Annotated in this window: 23 protein-coding genes; 1 reads left to right on the top strand and 22 read right to left on the bottom strand. The window is 36.6% G+C overall.

Annotated elements, in window-relative coordinates:
* Nucleotides 1–6 precede the first annotated feature (6 nt).
* From rodA to QBE53_08700, 21 genes are all read right to left on the bottom strand, one after another.
* Nucleotides 7–1131, bottom strand: coding sequence for a rod shape-determining protein RodA (gene rodA / locus QBE53_08600; GenBank protein WZL83156.1), 1125 nt, complete (start codon nucleotides 1129–1131; stop codon nucleotides 7–9).
* Between the two features lie 9 nt (nucleotides 1132–1140).
* Nucleotides 1141–1410 (bottom strand): cell division topological specificity factor MinE, encoded by a 270-nt coding sequence (gene minE / locus QBE53_08605; protein WZL83157.1) that lies wholly within the window; start codon nucleotides 1408–1410, stop codon nucleotides 1141–1143.
* 12 nt (nucleotides 1411–1422) lie between these two features.
* Complete coding sequence (gene minD / locus QBE53_08610; GenBank protein WZL83158.1) at nucleotides 1423–2220, bottom strand: septum site-determining protein MinD; 798 nt, start codon at nucleotides 2218–2220, stop codon at nucleotides 1423–1425.
* An 18-nt stretch (nucleotides 2221–2238) separates the two neighbouring features.
* The gene (locus tag QBE53_08615) at nucleotides 2239–2997 is read right to left on the bottom strand and encodes a septum site-determining protein MinC (GenBank protein WZL83159.1); all 759 of its coding nucleotides are present in this window, start codon (nucleotides 2995–2997) and stop codon (nucleotides 2239–2241) included.
* Between the two features lie 92 nt (nucleotides 2998–3089).
* Nucleotides 3090–5933, bottom strand: coding sequence for a penicillin-binding transpeptidase domain-containing protein (locus tag QBE53_08620; protein WZL83160.1), 2844 nt, complete (start codon nucleotides 5931–5933; stop codon nucleotides 3090–3092).
* Nucleotides 5917–6456: a rod shape-determining protein MreD gene (gene mreD / locus QBE53_08625; GenBank protein ID WZL83161.1), complete on the bottom strand. Its 540-nt coding sequence runs from the start codon at nucleotides 6454–6456 to the stop codon at nucleotides 5917–5919. Before mreD ends, QBE53_08620 begins: the two co-directional genes overlap by 17 nt.
* A gap of 9 nt (nucleotides 6457–6465) precedes the next feature.
* Nucleotides 6466–7302: a rod shape-determining protein MreC gene (mreC, locus tag QBE53_08630; GenBank protein ID WZL83162.1), complete on the bottom strand. Its 837-nt coding sequence runs from the start codon at nucleotides 7300–7302 to the stop codon at nucleotides 6466–6468.
* A 13-nt stretch (nucleotides 7303–7315) separates the two neighbouring features.
* A complete protein-coding gene (radC, locus tag QBE53_08635; protein ID WZL83163.1) occupies nucleotides 7316–8002 on the bottom strand; it encodes a DNA repair protein RadC in 687 nt (228 codons plus the stop codon).
* Nucleotides 8003–8031: 29 nt separating this feature from the next.
* Nucleotides 8032–8622 carry a Maf family protein gene (locus QBE53_08640; protein ID WZL83164.1) on the bottom strand — a complete coding sequence of 197 codons (591 nt, stop codon included), beginning with the start codon at nucleotides 8620–8622 and terminating at the stop codon, nucleotides 8032–8034.
* Nucleotides 8619–8885, bottom strand: a complete 267-nt coding sequence (locus QBE53_08645) for a DUF4321 domain-containing protein (protein WZL83165.1) — start codon at nucleotides 8883–8885, stop codon at nucleotides 8619–8621. Before QBE53_08645 ends, QBE53_08640 begins: the two co-directional genes overlap by 4 nt.
* 79 nt (nucleotides 8886–8964) lie before the next feature.
* Nucleotides 8965–9762: an RnfABCDGE type electron transport complex subunit B gene (locus tag QBE53_08650; GenBank protein WZL83166.1), complete on the bottom strand. Its 798-nt coding sequence runs from the start codon at nucleotides 9760–9762 to the stop codon at nucleotides 8965–8967.
* An 18-nt stretch (nucleotides 9763–9780) separates the two neighbouring features.
* Nucleotides 9781–10374 (bottom strand): electron transport complex subunit RsxA, encoded by a 594-nt coding sequence (rsxA, locus tag QBE53_08655; GenBank protein ID WZL83167.1) that lies wholly within the window; start codon nucleotides 10372–10374, stop codon nucleotides 9781–9783.
* A gap of 9 nt (nucleotides 10375–10383) precedes the next feature.
* Nucleotides 10384–10989 (bottom strand): electron transport complex subunit E, encoded by a 606-nt coding sequence (locus QBE53_08660; protein WZL83168.1) that lies wholly within the window; start codon nucleotides 10987–10989, stop codon nucleotides 10384–10386.
* Nucleotides 10989–11561, bottom strand: a complete 573-nt coding sequence (locus QBE53_08665; GenBank protein ID WZL83169.1) for an RnfABCDGE type electron transport complex subunit G — start codon at nucleotides 11559–11561, stop codon at nucleotides 10989–10991. Before QBE53_08665 ends, QBE53_08660 begins: the two co-directional genes overlap by 1 nt.
* Before the next feature lies 1 nt (nucleotide 11562).
* Nucleotides 11563–12522 carry an RnfABCDGE type electron transport complex subunit D gene (locus QBE53_08670; GenBank protein ID WZL83170.1) on the bottom strand — a complete coding sequence of 320 codons (960 nt, stop codon included), beginning with the start codon at nucleotides 12520–12522 and terminating at the stop codon, nucleotides 11563–11565.
* 13 nt (nucleotides 12523–12535) lie between these two features.
* Nucleotides 12536–13876 (bottom strand): electron transport complex subunit RsxC, encoded by a 1341-nt coding sequence (rsxC, locus tag QBE53_08675; protein ID WZL83171.1) that lies wholly within the window; start codon nucleotides 13874–13876, stop codon nucleotides 12536–12538.
* A gap of 212 nt (nucleotides 13877–14088) precedes the next feature.
* Nucleotides 14089–14637: an ATP-binding protein gene (locus QBE53_08680; protein WZL83172.1), complete on the bottom strand. Its 549-nt coding sequence runs from the start codon at nucleotides 14635–14637 to the stop codon at nucleotides 14089–14091.
* A 2-nt stretch (nucleotides 14638–14639) separates the two neighbouring features.
* Nucleotides 14640–14972, bottom strand: coding sequence for a DRTGG domain-containing protein (locus QBE53_08685; protein ID WZL83173.1), 333 nt, complete (start codon nucleotides 14970–14972; stop codon nucleotides 14640–14642).
* Nucleotides 14973–14987: 15 nt separating this feature from the next.
* Nucleotides 14988–16304: a [Fe-Fe] hydrogenase large subunit C-terminal domain-containing protein gene (locus QBE53_08690; protein WZL83174.1), complete on the bottom strand. Its 1317-nt coding sequence runs from the start codon at nucleotides 16302–16304 to the stop codon at nucleotides 14988–14990.
* Between the two features lie 25 nt (nucleotides 16305–16329).
* Nucleotides 16330–16740, bottom strand: a complete 411-nt coding sequence (locus QBE53_08695; protein WZL83175.1) for an ATP-binding protein — start codon at nucleotides 16738–16740, stop codon at nucleotides 16330–16332.
* Nucleotides 16724–17095 carry a DRTGG domain-containing protein gene (locus QBE53_08700; GenBank protein ID WZL83176.1) on the bottom strand — a complete coding sequence of 124 codons (372 nt, stop codon included), beginning with the start codon at nucleotides 17093–17095 and terminating at the stop codon, nucleotides 16724–16726. The genes QBE53_08695 and QBE53_08700 overlap by 17 nt, the downstream gene beginning before the upstream one ends.
* Before the next feature lie 198 nt (nucleotides 17096–17293).
* Between QBE53_08700 and QBE53_08705 the strand changes: the two genes are divergently transcribed.
* Nucleotides 17294–17551 (top strand): hypothetical protein, encoded by a 258-nt coding sequence (locus QBE53_08705; GenBank protein ID WZL83177.1) that lies wholly within the window; start codon nucleotides 17294–17296, stop codon nucleotides 17549–17551.
* Here the strand turns inward: QBE53_08705 and QBE53_08710 are convergent.
* Nucleotides 17531–18901, bottom strand: a complete 1371-nt coding sequence (locus QBE53_08710; protein WZL83178.1) for an aldehyde dehydrogenase — start codon at nucleotides 18899–18901, stop codon at nucleotides 17531–17533. The two genes, QBE53_08705 and QBE53_08710, sit on opposite strands and share 21 nt — an antisense overlap.
* Nucleotides 18902–18908 lie beyond the last annotated feature (7 nt).

Below are 18908 nucleotides of genomic sequence, written 5' to 3' on the forward strand. Positions count from 1 at the left end.
AACCCCCTATTTGTTTGTTTTTCGCTGGATACTTAAGTTAAGTACAAGACCTAACATGAGCATATTGCTCCACAATGCACTTAAACCATAACTAATAAATGGTAAAGGCAATCCAGTATTTGGAACAATATTTGTTGTGACTCCAACATTAATAAATGTTTGAAAACCAAGGACAGCAACAAAGCCAGCACATAAAAGCTGCCCCATTAAGTCCTTACTGTCTTTTGCGATATATAAAACACGAAGCATTAATGCTAACATGAGGAGCAAAACAACAGAACAACCGATAAATCCAAATTCTTCACCAATAATCGAGAAAATAAAATCGGTTTGTGATTCTGGTAAATAATTATACTGATTAAGTTTTCCGTTATATATTCCTTTTCCAAACAATTGCCCGGAGCCTATTCCTTGAACAGAGTTTTGAGTCTGAAGGGCAATCGATAATTCGTACTCTTCTGGATTAATCATGGCCATAATTCGACCTAATTGATTATCACTTAATAATACTTGGTCAGGCTGTTGTATATACCATAATACACCAAACATCATTACAATTGCAATCCCTAATAAAATAAAAATATAACGATATTTAATACCTGCGGCAAATAACATAATGCCTAACAAAAAAACTAAAACCAGTGCAGTCGATAAATCCGGCTGCTTTCGTATAAGCATCATAGGTATAACAATAAGTATTCCGGCACCAAGCCACACAAAAACAGAATTAATGTGTTTTTGAAACCGATCAAAATATTTTGCCAATACAATGACCATAAAAAACTTGCTAAATTCGCTGGGCTGTATTGTCATCCCTAGCATTTCTATCCACCGTACTGCACCATTAACTTCTTTACCAAACATTAGTACAGCAACTAATAGACCGACATTTAAAAGATAAATTGGGATTGCTAATTTTCCCAATAGATGATAATCAAAAAAGGATACCAGTAACATCAATACTAATCCAATTGAAAATCCCATTAATTGTCGCTGTGCATAATAATCTGTTCCTTCAATACTATTGATACGTGTGGCACTACCAATTACAAAATAGCTAATGGTAATTAGTAAAAACATAAGAATAATACTTAGGAAATCATAACGTTTATAATTATAACTTCGAAACATGTGTTGCCTCTATTCTCGTGGCTTTTTTATATTGGTTATGGGTATGTTCGCATAAAGAGCAGGAATGACATTTCCTGATGTCTCAGAACGTGTGGACCCAACTTTTACTTCCAATTCACCTTCATCAAAATCCATATATTTACTGATGGTTTTTATAATATCAGCACGCATCATTTCTAATACATCTGTTGAACAATTGACACGATCATGAATTAAAACCAATTTTAAACGGTCTTTTGCCACCGTTTTAGAGGTTTTCTTTCTAGAAAAAATTCCCATTATTCCACCTTCCTAACCTTTCATTCCCATAATTGTACGTAACTTACCAAAAAATCCAGTTGGAGTATCTAAATCTAAATAGGGCACTTCTTCGCCAGTAATACGCTTACACATATTCATATAGGCTTTTCCTGGAATCGTACTTTCGTTGGCTGCAATTGGTTCGCCTGTGTTAGTTGAGATAACAATATTTTCATCATCAGGCATTACACCAATCAAATCAATAGCTAAGATTTCTATAACATCATCAATCCCCATCATATCACCACGCTTAACCATATCAAAACGAATACGGTTCACTACGAGACGAATGTCACGGATTTCATTTGCTTCTAATAATCCAATAATTCGATCTGCATCACGAATTGCAGAGATTTCTGGAGTAGTAACTACAAGTGCTCGATCGGCTGCGGCAATTGCATTTTTAAACCCTTGCTCAATTCCGGCAGGGCAATCAATAATGATATAATCATAGTCTTTTTTTAGGGTATCACAAAGCTCCTTCATTTGCTCAGGAGTTACAGCGTCTTTGTCACGTGTTTGTGCTGCTGGGAGCAAATAAAGTGTAGGATTTTTTTTATCTTTTATTAAGCCTTGGCTTAATTTGCAGTTACCTTCAACTACATCAATTAAATTATATACAATTCTATTTTCAAGCCCCATGACAACATCAAGATTACGTAAACCGATATCAGCATCGATAAGAACTACTTTTTTCCCTAACATAGCTAATCCGGTTCCAATATTAGCGCTGGTTGTTGTTTTACCAACCCCGCCTTTTCCTGATGTGACAACAATAACTTCACTCATTTAATTCGCTCCTTTTATCTAATTTGTATCGTTAATTAAGTCTCTATAGACTTGATTGTGAATGTTTTCAATAACGATTCGTCCATCTTCTTCATAGGCAATTTGAGGTTCTACAGATTTAGAGACTTTGTCCACTCGATCTGCAGCACGTCCAATAGCGTTGCCGATTTTTAATTGCACCGGTGTCATATCTAAGGCAAATACAAAGCCTCGTTGCCTTGGATCAAGTCCGGCATGTACAACACCCTTTAGGCGACCTAATACAATAACTTTGCCACCAGATTCAATTCTAGATCCGTTATTGGCATCGCCCAGTATGACCACGTGACTTTTGGTAATAATCTGTTGACCTGAACGAAGATTGGAAAAGTGAAAAACAATTTGTTCGTCTTGTTCTCGAAATTTTTGCTCTTGAGTACGCAACTGTGATTCCAACTGTTCGATGTAATCTTTATATGCTTTGATTTGCGGTTCGACAGATTCGTTGGCAACACGTTCAATGCGCTCTGTAACACTGTCAAAGTCAAATTCCTTGTGAAGCGAACAAATAATCTGAAGATTGGTTTCGCTAGATACCAATCGTGTAAGTTTGTCCATTTCTTTTGAAGTGAGTGTTTTCCCTTCGAAGGACAAAACCACTTTGCTGTTACCAAAAAAGTTTTTTCCATCAATTAATTTTTGTTTAAGCGCTTCATAGATAAGATCAAATTTGGCATTCTCATCTACATGAATCGACAAACCGAATTGATTCCCCTTAATTAGAATAATATCCTTCATATATTACCTCGTTTAATTTGCTAAGGTATTTATACCTTATGTCATATTATACATAAAAACAAAAACAATGTATAGACAAATCTGAAAATGTTTTAATTTGTGTCAATATTTCCTTCATCTGCGAATTCTCCCATATAATTATAGGATGGATATTCTTTATAAATGTCATAATATGCCCCATAAAGATCACGGGTTAGCGTTCCAACAATGTATCCTGAAGAAAAGTTTGCTGTATAGCTAAAAGGTATGACAACTGCAATGGCTATTTCCGGGTCATTGGCCGGAGCAAAGGAACCAAAAACAGCATGGGATGCTCTAGATTTGTTTTCCTGTGCACTTCCGGTCTTACCTGCAACCAAAATCGGAAAATTCGCATAAAAACTTCGAGCTGTACCACGGGAGCCTGAAGTTACATCAATCATTCCTTGATGAACCAATTCAATCGTTTCTTCATCAAAGTCATTGACTTGTGTTACGGTAGGTTCATTGATCTCATACACAGAACCATCAGAATTATAAATGCGATCAATTAACGTTAATTCATATAGGGTTCCTCCATTCGCAAGTGTGGCAAGAAAACGTGCGATTTGGGTTGGTGTATAGGAATTAAATTCTTGACCCATGGCTGCTGTCACAGGGTTTGGATAGCCAGTGGTTGTATTTCCTGGTAATGATGGTGGCGATTCTGTTAATTCGATTCCAGAAACTGAGTCTAGCCCAAACATAGCTGCATACTCAGCGAGTTTGTTCGTTCCGATTTTAGGATTGTACAATCCATCCTCTGTCATACCCATGCGATACCCGATTTCATTAAAAAACGAGTTGCAACTTACGGCTATAGCAGTAACAACATCAACATTTCCATGCTGTCCTCCACTTGCTGCAATCCAACATGCAACAGAAGGTGTGATTTTTGTAAAATGTCCTGTACAGTTAAAATGTGTATGTGCGTCAATAATTCCTTCTTCAAGTCCAGCTACAGCAGAGACCATTTTAAATGTTGACCCAGGTGCGGTTTTTCCTTGAGTTGCAATAGGATAAAGTGGACGACTGGGATCTCTTAACAGATCTTGATAATAGTTATAATCAGAGATACGGTTGTTGTCATAACTTGGGTAGTTAACTAGTGCAAGGACTTCTCCTGTATGTACATCGGTAATCACAATACCGCCAGTTGAAGGATCAAGTGCTATTTGTTGAGGCGTCAATTCAATATTGGCAATGACTTCTTTCATAAAAGCAAGTGGCGATTGTTGACGATTGGATAATGCATCATAGCGTGTTTGATCAAAAGCAATCACGTCAATTTCCATGAGCATTTTTGATAAATCAACATATGAGAATTGCTCATTTTCAATCATTTCTAGAAATGTGTTGAGCTTGAATTGATATCGGTCAACATAATCACCTAAAATCACCTGGTTCACCAGATATGCATACACTTCATTATCTGTCAGCTGTTCAACATCTATAGATGTATCATCACTATACTTTTCAAAGGAGAGATACTCTTCTTTGATATAATAATTAAGTAAACCACGGAAACTAATGATTTGATTGTCGTAATCTAAAAATCCACTGCTACTTGTATGGTTGTCTTTTAATAAACCATCACTTATAAGTGTAGATAAGATATAGTCATTATAACGTGAGAGTTTTTCATTCTTAGATACGTCACTTGTTTCTAACTGTTCACGTATATTCTCTACACGAAGATCGCGATAGGTAGAATATTGTTCTAAAATAGTCTGTGTAGATGTATCGGATTCATCAAAAGATAATAATGTATCTAGTTCGATCGTTTTATTTTCAAATAGTGAGTAGTATACTTCCCACAATTCAGGCACCCGTGTTTCACCGTATGAAGGTTTTTTCATAACAAGTTTTTGTGAGATCAGATGGGCTAACTGCTTTTCAAGGAGTTCTTCACTACGTTTTTGAAGTTCTAAATCTAAAGTAAGATAGACGTCTTTTCCTGCTACAGGGTCTATTTGTTCAATGACATTCATGGTTCGTCCAAGATTATCAACTTCAACCGTCTGTTTGCCATCTTGAGCATGTAGATATAACTCCATGGATTTTTCAATGCCGATACGCCCAATAATATCATTTTGATCGTAACCATATTGCTTATATTCTTCTAAAGCTTCATCGCTGATACGCCCAGTATAGCCAAGGATATGTGACATCAGTTCAGGGTACAAGTATTTGCGAACCGGGTCCTCGACAATCGTTACTCCAGGTAAAATATCCTTGTTTTCTTTGAGTTCCGCTAAAGACTCAAGACTTATATCTACTGCAATTTCTTGAGGAATAAATTTATAATATGCTTTTTTCCATAACGCATAGCGGATAGAGAGCAAGTCAACCAGTTCCTGTTTTGTAATTTCTTTTTCTTGAATCTCTTCTTCACTAATGGCAAAAAAAGTCGGACTACATAGGTATTCAATAACTTCATCCGGAGTTTGATCCAAAGCAAAATCCGGGTCTTTTGCGCGCTGACTTGCATATATATCCCTTAAAAAACGATTTAACGCACCTGTATTGTCTTTAAATTGATACAGATTATCAGAGTCTATATATAAAGGGAATTCGATACTAAGGGCATCATTATTATCCTTTAAGATACGAATCATGGTTAACAGAAGTTGATTACGGTCAACCGTATATACGCTATTGTCATATTTGACGGTATATGCAATCTCATTAATTGCCAGTGGAGTGCCTTTTCGATCATATATGAGTCCACGCTGACCTTTGATATCAATTTCTCTTAAAATACTCAGTTCAAATTCTTCATCTAACTTGCTTCCATTAATGATTTGCAATTCAAAAAGGCGAGATAAAAGAATGGATATCATTAAGATTAAGACAAGACTTAAAACAAATAGACGATGGGTTAAAAATGTAAATATGTATTTAAAAATCTCCTTCATTAAATGCGTCCTCTCCTTTTCGCTTCTTTGTATGTGTCATACGTAAAAAGTTAAAATAGATGATATAAAGTCTGTAAAAAAGCACCCCAATAAATACAGTATAGGTAACTTCAGGTGCGATAATAAATCCAAAATAATATCCCAATTCCAGCCGCCCTCGAAGCAAATAGGTGAAAATAAAAATAACCAGATTATAAAATAAATCCGATAAACCGATAACAATAAGCGGTATCATCATACTTTCGGCATAATAATTTCGGTATAGGTATCCAGATACATATGCGATAATCGCATAGACAAGAACATAAAATCCAACGACACCACCAAATTGAATATCTTGCACCACGCCAAAAAGAATGGCATAGAGTAATCCATCCTTTCTTCCCATTAATGCACTAATCGATACAATTGTAATAATAAACAGGTTTGGTGTAGTGTTATTAATACTCAATTGTTGAAAAAGGGTTGTCTGTAAAATAATAATAAAAATTATAATTAATCCGGTTGATATTTTTTTGATCATAAGAACCTCTTAGTCTGTTGCTTTAAGATTAATGACAAGGACTTCTTCTAAATGTTTGAAATCGACGACAGGTTCAAGTATTGCGGTCTTGGTCAATTTATTTGGATTAGACTCAATACTTTTAACATAACCGATAAGGATTCCTGGTGGAAAATATTCTCCTAAATGGGATGTGACAATTTCATCACCTTCAATGATATTTACATCTTCATGAATATCTTCAATGAGACACAACCCATCATCACCCAATTTTTTATCTCCACTGACGGTTGCTATGTCTGATGTACGAATGATTTTTGCACTGACACTAGAGGTGTCATCAATAATTGAACGAACCTTTGCGTAATTTGGTGCAACTTCTATTACGCGTCCGACTAAGCCACTACCTGCCATTACAATCATATTAACTTCCAGTCCATCGTCACTACCTTTATCAATAATAAAAACTTCATACCAATTTCCAGGGTCTTTCCCGATAACTCTTGCTCCGGTTTTGGGATAATCAGCGTATTGTTGATCCAGTTCATAGAGTTCACGTAAACGTTCGAGTTCAACCTTATCGAGTTCTAAAAGTTTATTTTCATAACGTAACTGATCGACTTCTTCTGTAAGGTAGGCATTCATTTTTTCAAGTTCATTGATGTTTTTGACAAAATCGACTTTGTCCTTGACCCAATCTCCAAAATAGGTTGCCCCTTTTTGAAAGGGAACAATGATATAAGTGATGCTTTGCTCAATAGGAGATGTGGATTGGCGCATTTCCCAAGTAAATACCATGGAAATAGCAGAAATGATAAATAATATAATCATAAAATTTTTGATTGTAAATCGTGATTGTCTTTTCATCGTTCCTCCTAGGTTAAAAACCTAAACTTTGTTCCTTAAGACTTATATAATTCCCATCTCCAATAATGATATGGTCTAATATTTCAATACCAAGTACGTGACCTGCCTTTACCATACGCTTTGTGACATCGATATCATTTTGACTTGGCGTGGGAATACCGCTTGGATGATTATGCATTAAAATTAAATGAACCGCTTTATACATTAAGGCCATTTTAAATATTTCACGCGGGTCAACCAAGGAAGCGTTAACTGTTCCAATAGAAATATCCTCATCTCCAATGATGGCATTTTTTGTGTTCAAAAAAATAACTTTAAAATGTTCCCTTTCGTGGTAACGCATTTCTTCCATGTATATCTTTGCAATGGAAGATGGTGAATTAATGCATAGTTTTTCAATACTGGTTGATTTCGCCATGCGTTTTGATATTTCCGATAACGCTTTTAACTGTAAGGCTTTGACACGACCTACTCCGTTAATTGACATGAGTTGATTCGTGTCCAAAATATGTATAGCAGCTAAGCCTCGTTGATCTAGACTTAAGATGCGACTGGCTAATAGCGTAGATGCTTCTTTTCTAGAGCCGGTTCGAATAATAATTGCAAGTAATTCTGCGTCGGTTAACGCAGCGGGACCGTATTTTTCTAATTTTTCATAAGGTCTTTCTGTTAAAGGCAATTCTTTTATGTTATAGGACATAGGTTTCTCCTTTGTAACCATAACATATATTACAAATCAATTTGCATTTGTTTGAACATATGTACAGTCAGATTTAATGGAAGCCCTACAATATTAAAATAATCGCCATGGATTTCTTTAATATATCGAGCACCTATACCTTGTATACCATAAGCACCTGCTTTATCAAATGGTTCTTTTGTACTGATATACTCGTCAAAATCGTGTTCATTAATTGTATCCATAACTACGGTGGTTACTTGAGAACATACCATTTTTTTTGCACGTGCTTGATCGATGATACATACCCCTGTATAAACTTGATGTTCTTTTCCAGAGAGTAAGTTAAGATATTCATAAGCTTGCTGTGGATTTTGAGGCTTGCCTAATATGTGCCCCTCAATCACGACAACCGTATCAGCTCCAAGTATAATTTGATTGTCTATCCCTTGACACGAAAGAAACTCTGCCTTTTTAAAAGCCAGAGTTTGAACATATTCTTTCGGGTCAACATGTGTTTTCGATATTGAATTTTCATCAAATTCACTTGGTATAATGGTAAAATCTATTCCAATTTGTCGGAGTAAATCAGCTCTTCGCTCTGATTGCGATGCTAAAATTATTTTTTGTTTTCTTTTCATAATCGACTATACGTGAAAATAGCAATTGCTATCCCTACGATACTGGCAACGGTGATGTCAAAGGTGATTTTAAATAGAATTGAAACAATTTTTAAATCAAGTGCAATAGCATCTTTTAAGCCAAAAGTATATCCTAAATTTAACCATTTTAAAAAAGGAGCGCCTGATGCTAATTCACCGATTAATCCTCCGATGACAATACCTGCTAAAAGTAATAAAAATAAAGTCCAACCGTTTTTGCCGTTACGCGAGTTATATGCCACTGTCTTTCCTTCCCTTCCTTTAATGTTATCTTATTCTAACATAATCATTAATGTTAATCAATAAAGGAACTTAAAGAACTTATGATAAATGTGAAATCGCATTTGTCGGACATTTTTCAACACATGCACCACATTGGGTACACTTTTCATAATCGATTTTTGCAAGATTATCCGTCACATGAATGGCGTCAAATTCACATGCTTTTACGCAAAGTCTGCATGCGATACATCCGACTGCGCAGTTAGATTTAACATCTTTTCCTTTATCTGCGGAATTACATGCGACACGAATTTTTGAATCATTAGGGACCATTTCAATAATTGCTTTTGGACATGCATCAACACATTTTCCACAGGCAACACAGTTGTCGTTAATGACAGCAACACCGTCAATTATATCAATTGCGTTAAACTCGCATGCAGCAACACAACTTCCTAATCCTAAACATCCATATTCACAGCCCTTGGATCCACCACCTTGTAAAAAAGCAGCATTTTTACAATCCGTCACACCGGCATAAATATATTTTTCTTTGGCCTGTTCACAGGTTCCGTTACATTTAACATAGGCTACTTGGCGTGCTGTTTCTTTGGCTTCAACACCCATAATCTTTCCAAGTGCCGCCGCTGTGTCACTACCACCTACAGGACAACCGTTAATCGGAGCCTGTCCTTCAACAATACCTTTTGCAAATGCGTCGCATCCTGCAAATCCACATGCCCCGCAGTTTGCTCCTGGTAATGCATCTCTCACAACAGGAATGAGTGGGTCAACTTTAACTTCGAATTTTTTTGCTGCATAACCTAAGCCAAGACCAAAGGCAAGACCTAAGCCACCGATGCTTGCAGCAGAAAAAATAATACTTGATATATCCATCGTCTACCTCTACTTTCTCTATTTAATCATTCCGGAAAAACCTAAAAATGCAATTGCCATCAATCCAGCTGTAATTAAAACAATTGGATAACCTTTAAAATGTTTTGGTATTGGATTATATTCGATACGCTCACGAATACCTGCTAACAAAACAATTGCAAGAGTAAAACCAACAGCTGTGCCTAGTCCGTTAATTACAGAATGAATCAAACCGAAATCACCGTTTGTTTGAATACTTTTTTGCATATTAATTACAGCAACACCAAGTACTGCACAGTTTGTTGTAATTAGTGGTAAAAACACACCTAATGCTTGATACAAAGATGGGCTTGTTTTTTGGATAACCATCTCAACCAATTGAACCAGTGAAGCGATAACTAGAATAAATGCAATAGTATACAAATATTCGATTTCTAAAGGTTTTAAAATTGCATAAAATACAATATGTGAAATCAAAGATGCTAAGGTCATAACAAAAGTTACGGCCATGCCCATACCTATAGATGTTTCGATTTTTTTTGAAACACCTAAGAAAGGACATATACCTAAGAATCTCGATAATACGACGTTATTAACTAAAACCGCACTTATAAATAATAATACAAATTCCATATGCGCCTCCTACCCTTTCGTACCTGATGCTTTGATCTTATTAAATGCAGCAAACATGAACCCTAAAACAAGGAATGCACCTGGAGCTAATATAAAAATTGTTACGGGTTGATACCATGACAATTTTAATAATTGAAAACCAAAAATACTTCCTGCACCAATGATTTCACGAATTGCACCAAGGATAGTCAAAGCTAACGTAAAGCCAAGTCCCATACCAACACCGTCAAAGATAGCATGTAAAGGACCATTTTTGGATGCAAATGCTTCCGCACGACCAAGAACAATACAGTTTACCACAATCAGTGGAATAAAAAGTCCAAGAGAGTCATAAAGTGCTGGTATATACCCTTGTAATAATAAATCAACAATCGTAACAAACGTTGCGATAATTACAATGAATGCTGGTATACGTACTTTTGCAGGGATGATTTTTCGTAGTAATGAGATAACAAGGTTTGAACCAAAAAGAACACTGGTTGTTGCAAGTCCCATTCCTAAACCATTTGTCGCACTTGATGTTACTGCGAGTGTCGGACACATTCCAAGGACTTGAACTAAAACAGGGTTTTCATCAAAAAGTCCATTTTTAATCAATTTCATTAGTTTTGCCATTAGTTCCCCTCCTTAATGATGTCATTATAATAGATAATTGCTTCGTTCACAGCGGCAGTTACTGCTGAGGACGTAATCGTTGCGCCACCTATAGCATCAATGTTTTGACCATCGCTATTTCCTTTTACAAGGGTTAACAAGGATGCTGCTTTTTGAACAAATTGATTTTTAAAGGGGGCATCATCAGCTTTTGCTCCGAGACCCGGTGTCTCTGTATGACTGATAATATCAATTCCATTAAGTGTTCCATCGGCATTGATTCCTACCATCATATTGATCGTTCCATCATAACCTTCTGTCGTTGCTAGTTGAAAAGCATACCCTTTAACATCACTCGTATCTTTATCCGTAGCTTCATATACTTTGGTGATAAACTTCACCTCACCTTGGATATCTGTTTCTTCAAAAGAAGCGTTTTCCATAACTGCAGCCAATGCGTTTTCTGTTTTGATACGTGTTTGTTCTGCAATAGCGTCTAATGTAAAATTATATGTAAGACCTAAAAGTAATCCGGCAATCAATGTAATTCCACATAAAATGAGTGCATTTTTTAATATCGAATCTTTTTTCATTTTACTTCTCCTCCCCAAAAGCTCGTGGTATTGTATAACGATCTATGAGTGGAACAGCAAGGTTCATAATTATAATTGCAAAAGAGACACCTTCTGGATATGCTCCGAATAATCGAATCAATGCGGTTATAACTCCACATCCTACGGCAAAAATAATTTGACCGATACTTGTCATGGGAGAGGTTGTATAGTCTGTTGCCATAAAAAATGCACCAAGCATCAAACCACCACCGAATAAATGATAACCGACTAAACTTAAGTCGAGACCGCCGTTGAATATGCTATATAAAAGAACGAAGATTCCAACAGTACCTATGTAGAAAACCGGAATTCTATAGCTGATGACTTTCCGAGCGATTAAGTATAGCCCCCCGATTAAAATGGCAAGTGCTGATACTTCACCAATACTTCCGGACACAGTCCCAATAAAGGCTTCAAATACGCTTTGATCAACAACCCCACCTTCTTTTAAAGAACCAAGAATTGTAGCGGATGCTACTGTATCAACTTCTGGCCAGGTTGTCATATGCTCTGCAAAAGAAATAATTAAAAATGCCCGAGCTGCAAGTGCTGGATTCATGAAGTTATTTCCGATGCCTCCAAATAATTGTTTTACGACAATAATGGCAAATAAACTTCCGATAATTGGGACAACAATTGCAAGCATGTAAGGCATATTCGGCAAGGCTGCTGGAAGGTTTAACCCTAATAACAATCCTGTAACTGCCGCTGAACCGTCATTGATGCGAACAGGTTCATGCATAAGCTTTTGATATAGATATTCAAAAAATACCGCTGATACAGTTGATATGAGCACTGTAAAAATAGCCGCCACTCCAAAGACATAAAATCCAACAAGTGTTGCTGGAATTAAGGCAATAATAACATCTCGCATTATGTGGCTTGTTGTATCGTTTGAGCGCACATGGGGAGATGATGAAACAATTGTAAGTTCTGACATGATAATCCTCCTTCTACTTTCTACGCTCAGCCATGATTGTGCGTCGTGTCGTTCGAATGGATTGCACAATATGACGCTTTGAAGGACATACAAATGAACATGAACCACACTCAATACAGTTCATACCCTTATATGTTTCAAAAGCTTCATTGGCGTTGTTACGAGCAAATCGATCTAAATCCAGTGGCAACAGGTTCATTGGACATGCATCAACACATTTTCCGCAACGGATACATGGACTCTCCTCGCCTGAATGCAATTCTTGATCCGATAACAATAAGATGGATGAGGATGTTTTTATAATTGGGATATCAATATCAAAGATTGCGATTCCCATCATCGGACCACCTGAGATGATTTTTTTTGTGTTTTCAAGATCACCGCCTGCATATTCAATGAGTTGACGATAGCTAGTACCTATTTTAACTTTATAGTTTCCAGGATTTTTTACATTTTCGCCAGAAAGTGTTACAATGCGTCGCATTAAAGGTCGACCTCTAAAGAAGGCACGATGAATAGCAACTACAGTATCAATATTTTGTACGATGCATCCAGCATCGGCAGGAAGCTTACCAGCAGGAACTTCGCGTTTAGTTACGGAGTAAATTAATTGCTTTTCAGCTCCTTGAGGATATTTTGTTGCCAACGTTGCAACTTCCATGTTTTTAGCAATCTCTAAGTTCGATTCTTTTTGAAATGCAGCTAGTGCATTTTTCATTGCTTCAATAGCATCCGGCTTGTTATCTTCGATACCGATAATTCCCTTTGCCTCAGGGTATAAGGTCAAGATAACCGACAACCCCATAATGACACGATCGGCTTCTTCAAGCATAACACGATGGTCTGATGTTAAATAAGGTTCACATTCAGCACCATTGACAATAATATAGTCAATCACCTTATCTTTTGGTGGATTTAATTTTATAAATGTTGGGAATCCTGCACCTCCCATTCCTACAATACCAGCTTCGCGTATTGTTGCCAAGATGTCATCCTTACTCATGGTATATGGATCTTTTGGTGTCATGTCGACTTCATTGTACAATCCATCATTTTCAATGATGATTCCACTGCTTTTTGAGCCGTTTGGATGTAATACATCCATAATTTTTTTTACTTTTCCAGATACAGTACTGTGTACCGGAGCGCTAACAAAACTTTCCGAATCACCAATCTTTTGGCCGACAAGTACTTCATCACCGACTTTTACCAGTGCAGAACATGGCGCACCAATATGCTGTTGCAGCATAATCGTTACGTCACCTTCTGGAAGAACGTATTCGATTGCCTTGTCTTTCGTGAAATTTTTAGCGTGTTTTGGGTGAATCCCTTTTTTAAATGTTAAACTGGACATTCTAGACCCCCTGTCTAATTTTTTTCAAATTTATCATACTTATAATAAAACATTTTTCCTTTATTTACAAGGTGTGTTAATAAACTGTCAATTACCTAAGAAGCAATAAAAATCAAGGTTTTCCGCTATTTGCACATTGTATACAATATTCATGTCAAATAAAAGAGTAAAAAAACTTTGGAATATCCTGTTTTTTACTCTTCTTTGTTAATTCATTCACTATTATGTAAAGCAGAAATGTTCTCAGAAAGATACTCTCGTATCCATTGCGATATTTCAGGCGTACTTAATGGGATATCTCCCAAAATATCTTTTAGCATTTGAGTACTTAATGAAAAGGACTGATTGTCAACAGTGTATGAAAACTGAATCTGTATCGTCTCATGGGAAATAAGTAGTGTTAAAATTGTTGAAACAAGATTTCCCATAGGTGGTCGATCAATATGTGATAGCTCCATTGTTGCCTTAAGGCAAGTTCCTTTTCCGGGTTCACTATCAATCGTTAGCCTTCCACTACAATTTTGACACGTATCATTTAGTAAAGGGATGCCAAGACCAACCTTTCTTGTCGTTCGACTGGTAACGAATGGATTTTTGATTTCTTTTAAAATCTGGGGTGGTATCCCCTTTCCATTGTCAATAATAGTTAATTCTAAGGTATCCTTTTCTAAGTCTTCGCTGACATTAATGGTAATGTTTGTTGCATTTGCTCGTATGCTGTTGTTGGCAATATCTAAAATATGATATGAAAGTTCTTTCATATTTATATGCCCAATTGTCCAAGTTTTTTTGCAATCGCATAGGAAGACTCTTCGGATGATAAGAGAACAACATTTTCTTCAACGGCTTTTTGAATGGCTTCATCATCAATGACGAAACCTTCAGATACAATGATACAACCAATATCTGCCAATGTTGCAACTGCAACGATGTTAATATGGCTTTGAACAGTAACCCAGACACATCCTTCTGGCGCTTTGCCCATGACAACACTGAGCAAGTCACCAATATAACCTGTTTCAATGGTTTTGTCGAGTGCATTCTCCCCTGTAACGACTTTTAAATTGAGTGGGGATATAATATCTTTTATTTGCATGATAGACCTCCTGTTTTATTGTTTATCTATATGTCGAATGGATGGTGGCATCTTTCCAGCAAGGCTCACCATATTTTGCGCGACATCACGAACTTTTTCCCTTAACATGAAAATACAATCTTCAATATTTGCATTGCCTTGAACAATATCTTCAGCTAAAGCATGACATGTTGGCGCACCGCATGAGCCGCAATCGATCTGTGGCAATGTCTTAAATATTTTCTCCAGGCGTTCCATCTTATCCAAGGCAACAACCATATCATCATCAAGCTTTAATACTTGCTTATTGGTTAATGAATATTGCCAATCAAGTTCAATGTTGTCGCGATACATATCTAGCTCACGTGTTTTTCCCAGCGAATTAATATATTTTTTGACCTTTGCCATACGATTAGTAGCAACAAATGAATTTTCCACAGTTAGCGGACCACCCAGGCATCCATTGGTACAAGCAAGGCACTCAACAAATTCAACATCCAGCTTGTTGTTTTCAACACGTTCAAGAATCTCTATAACATTTTCAATACCATCAACAGCAACATGGTTATACACCTGAGACGCAAGACCTTCACCGCCAGTTGCTGCCCACCCTATTCCTCGACTAGTTGAGGTTTGAAGTATTTCTACTTCATCAGGTTGCATGTTTTTTATGATTGGAAGCATTAATTTATACACATCCTTAATCGATATGATTCCATCGACTTCAGAATGATCAAAGGTATCCGGATATCTTGAGTCTGTTACTTTAGCCGCGCATGGGCTGATAAAGAAAATTCCAATATCTTCAGCAGGAATGCCCTTTTGAATCAAATGCCGACGAGCGTATCTGGCACTGGCTTCTTTAGGAGAAATGACCGGCAATACATTAGGAATCAACGAAGGAAAGCGCATCTCAACTAGCTTGACAATTGCCGGACAAGCACTTGATATGATTGGAGATACAACTTTTTCCTGCTCCATGATATGGCGGCTATATTCAGTGACTATCTCAGCTGCACGTGCCACTTCATACACTTCGTCAAAACCTAATTTTTTTAAGGCGGTTAAGATCACATTCGGGTCTCTAATTTTTTTAAATTGTGTATAAAGCGTTGGTGCAGGTATGGCAACTTTGTACTTATAGTCATAGATTTTTTCAAAAGAATCTGTCATGGCTTTTTTGGCATGACTTTTACAGACACGAATACACATTCCACAGTCAATACAACGAGCATCTGTTATCTCTGCTTTTGAATTGTGAACACGTATTGCTTCGGTCGGACATCGTTTAATACAGTCAGTACATCCAATACATTTTTCCCAATCTAATGTAACTGAATGCGAAGTTCCCATAATCACTTCCTCCTAAATTATATCATTATAAATCAAAAGATATTTCAACTACCGTACCTACATTGACTTCGGAATGCACTTGAAGAAAATCACTATAGCGCTTAATATTAGGTAAACCCATTCCGGCACCAAACCCCATAGTTCTTGCCTGTTCTGAAGCCGTTGAGTATCCGGCCGTCATGGCAAGATCAATATCTGGGATACCAGGACCTTGGTCTTCAAGTCGTACATAGATTTTGGTCGGTGTCACTTCAGCAAGAATCTCTCCTCCATTGGCATGAATGACCATGTTGATTTCAGCTTCATACATTGCAATGGCAATTTTTCGTATAATTGTTGAAGGAATGCCTAGTTGCTGGAGTGCTGTTTTGAATTTTGAGGATGCAACTCCGGCATCAATAAATTCATTTCCCTCGACTTCATAAGTGAATTTCATCGTGAGCTATTTCCTCTCCTAATAATCCGTGTTGAAAAAGTAATCCTGAAGCTGTAAATAAGGAGTGACTTGTGCGAATCATTACAATGCTGCGTTCATTTGCCATACGAATCATATCTTCAGACGGCGATTTGCCCCGAACGATTAAGATGGCTTTAATATCCAACATCTCAGCAGTACGTATGACTTGTGGATGGACAAGTCCTGTTAATAACAAAACATTGTTTTGTACATAGGCTAACACATCGCTCATTAAATCGCAACTATATCCATAATCAATCTCTTCCATGAGCAATGCCTCCGTGCCGCAAATTAATTCGCCTTGTAAGATCTCCAATATTTGTTGTATTTTCATAAATACCTCCTTAGGAATATGTTCATATTTTATCAGCAAAACAAAATAAAGTAAATAAATACTTGAAAATCCAGAAAACTATGTTATAATAATAACAATAAAAATAATGCTTTCATCGTCTTATACGCTATTTTCTGTAAAAAGCATTATATTTTTTCAAGAAGCTCGTTATTTATTTAACGTATAGGGGGTCAAAATATGTGTCAAGTGTGTAAACCATTTAAAAAGTATGAAACCGTTCAATCCCATGACCAATTGTTAAAAATTAAAGATGAAGCACTCAATTTTGTTCAACAAGGATTACTTCAAATCGCATACGAATATGTGGATCACAATGATTATCAAGAAACACAGTTTTTTTGCTCGGAATGTGGATGTAAGCATATATTATGGTTACACTCTAAATACTTGTCCTGTGGCGGTGAATGGCGTACTTTATCGCATCAAATGGCGTAAAATATTAACTGGCAATTTATAAGGAGCATATTTAAAAGGAAGATCAATCCAGTTGGCCTTTTTTAATATGCTTTTTTTATGTGAAAAAGTATCAAAAGATGCTTTTCCATGATATGCCCCCATTCCACTATCGCCGATTCCTCCAAAGGGTAGATGGTGATTGGCAATATGAATTAAAGTATCATTGACAACACCTCCACCAAAATGTATGTGGTGTATAAGGCGATTAATATTTCGGGTGTTTTCACTAAATATATAGCAAGCTAATGGTCTTGGTCTCTCGTTCACATAATGAACAACATTTTTTAGGTGTGAATATGCAATAATCGGAAGAATAGGACCAAAAATCTCGTCTCCCATCACTTGAAAGTTGTCATTCGGAAGATCAAGCAACGTAGGTTCAATTTTTGAACGATCAATGTTTGACTTGCCTCCATAATATATTGGTGCATCTTTCATTAATTCTATCAATCGATTAAAATGTTTTGTATTAATTATTTTAGGGTAATGTCTATTTGCACATGGGTTTATACCATACATATTTTGTATGGCTATTTTTAACTCATGCATAAATCTTTTTTTGACACTGTGATGTATGAGTATATAATCAGGTGCAATACATGTTTGCCCTGCATTTGTAAATTTTCCCCACGCGATACGCTTTGCCGCTAATGCTAGATTCGCCGTATGATCAATAATACATGGGCTTTTTCCACCAAGTTCAAGCGTAACCGGTGTCAAGTTCTTAGCTGCAGCTTTCATGACATGTCGACCGACATCTGTACTGCCTGTAAAAAAGATATAATCGAAGGTATTGTTCGTAAGTTCCGAAGATATATTTGCATCACCCAAAATGATTTGTACATATTCGCTATCAAAGCAGTCCAATAATATCTTCTCAAGAAGTTCTGCAGTTGCAGGAGCGTATTCAGAAGGTTTTAACGTGACACAATTACCTGCGGCCAATGCACCGACTAAAGGCTGCAATGCAAGTAAAAAAGGATAATTCCAAGGGGATAAAATAAGAACAACACCAAATGGTTTTGGATAGACATAGCTACTTGCCGGTTGATGAACTAATGGTGTCTGTTTTCGTTTTTTATGCATCCATTTTTTCAAATGGCGTATGGTATAATTGAGTTCTTTATAAAAAACACCTAGCTCCGTTGCATAAGCTTCAAACTCTGATTTGTTCAGATCGTGATGCAAGGCTTTTATAATTTCACTTTCATAAAATCGAACGACCGCCTTTAATTTTTTTAGTTGGGTTAATCGAAACGCATACGGCAATGTCTTTCCGGTATGAAAAAAATCCCGTTGTTGCGTAACCATACGTGTTAATACGTCCATTGTACTC

This window comes from Vallitaleaceae bacterium 9-2 (assembly GCA_038396585.1).
Classification (GTDB): domain Bacteria; phylum Bacillota; class Clostridia; order Lachnospirales; family Vallitaleaceae; genus UBA1351.

Coding starts and splice junctions, on each gene's coding strand:
- rsxC (WZL83171.1), bottom strand. CDS start 13,876: ATGTCCAGTTTAACATTTAAAAAAGGGATTCACCCAAAACACGCTAAA.
- QBE53_08660 (WZL83168.1), bottom strand. CDS start 10,989: ATGGCAAAACTAATGAAATTGATTAAAAATGGACTTTTTGATGAAAAC.
- QBE53_08685 (WZL83173.1), bottom strand. CDS start 14,972: ATGCAAATAAAAGATATTATATCCCCACTCAATTTAAAAGTCGTTACA.
- QBE53_08690 (WZL83174.1), bottom strand. CDS start 16,304: ATGGGAACTTCGCATTCAGTTACATTAGATTGGGAAAAATGTATTGGA.
- QBE53_08665 (WZL83169.1), bottom strand. CDS start 11,561: ATGAAAAAAGATTCGATATTAAAAAATGCACTCATTTTATGTGGAATT.
- QBE53_08710 (WZL83178.1), bottom strand. CDS start 18,901: ATGGACGTATTAACACGTATGGTTACGCAACAACGGGATTTTTTTCAT.
- mreC (WZL83162.1), bottom strand. CDS start 7,302: ATGAAAAGACAATCACGATTTACAATCAAAAATTTTATGATTATATTA.
- rsxA (WZL83167.1), bottom strand. CDS start 10,374: ATGGAATTTGTATTATTATTTATAAGTGCGGTTTTAGTTAATAACGTC.
- radC (WZL83163.1), bottom strand. CDS start 8,002: ATGTCCTATAACATAAAAGAATTGCCTTTAACAGAAAGACCTTATGAA.
- minE (WZL83157.1), bottom strand. CDS start 1,410: ATGGGAATTTTTTCTAGAAAGAAAACCTCTAAAACGGTGGCAAAAGAC.
- QBE53_08680 (WZL83172.1), bottom strand. CDS start 14,637: ATGAAAGAACTTTCATATCATATTTTAGATATTGCCAACAACAGCATA.
- QBE53_08670 (WZL83170.1), bottom strand. CDS start 12,522: ATGTCAGAACTTACAATTGTTTCATCATCTCCCCATGTGCGCTCAAAC.
- QBE53_08695 (WZL83175.1), bottom strand. CDS start 16,740: ATGAAATTCACTTATGAAGTCGAGGGAAATGAATTTATTGATGCCGGA.
- rodA (WZL83156.1), bottom strand. CDS start 1,131: ATGTTTCGAAGTTATAATTATAAACGTTATGATTTCCTAAGTATTATT.
- QBE53_08640 (WZL83164.1), bottom strand. CDS start 8,622: ATGAAAAGAAAACAAAAAATAATTTTAGCATCGCAATCAGAGCGAAGA.
- QBE53_08700 (WZL83176.1), bottom strand. CDS start 17,095: ATGAAAATACAACAAATATTGGAGATCTTACAAGGCGAATTAATTTGC.
- QBE53_08650 (WZL83166.1), bottom strand. CDS start 9,762: ATGGATATATCAAGTATTATTTTTTCTGCTGCAAGCATCGGTGGCTTA.
- QBE53_08620 (WZL83160.1), bottom strand. CDS start 5,933: ATGAAGGAGATTTTTAAATACATATTTACATTTTTAACCCATCGTCTA.
- QBE53_08615 (WZL83159.1), bottom strand. CDS start 2,997: ATGAAGGATATTATTCTAATTAAGGGGAATCAATTCGGTTTGTCGATT.
- mreD (WZL83161.1), bottom strand. CDS start 6,456: ATGATCAAAAAAATATCAACCGGATTAATTATAATTTTTATTATTATT.
- QBE53_08705 (WZL83177.1), top strand. CDS start 17,294: ATGTGTCAAGTGTGTAAACCATTTAAAAAGTATGAAACCGTTCAATCC.
- minD (WZL83158.1), bottom strand. CDS start 2,220: ATGAGTGAAGTTATTGTTGTCACATCAGGAAAAGGCGGGGTTGGTAAA.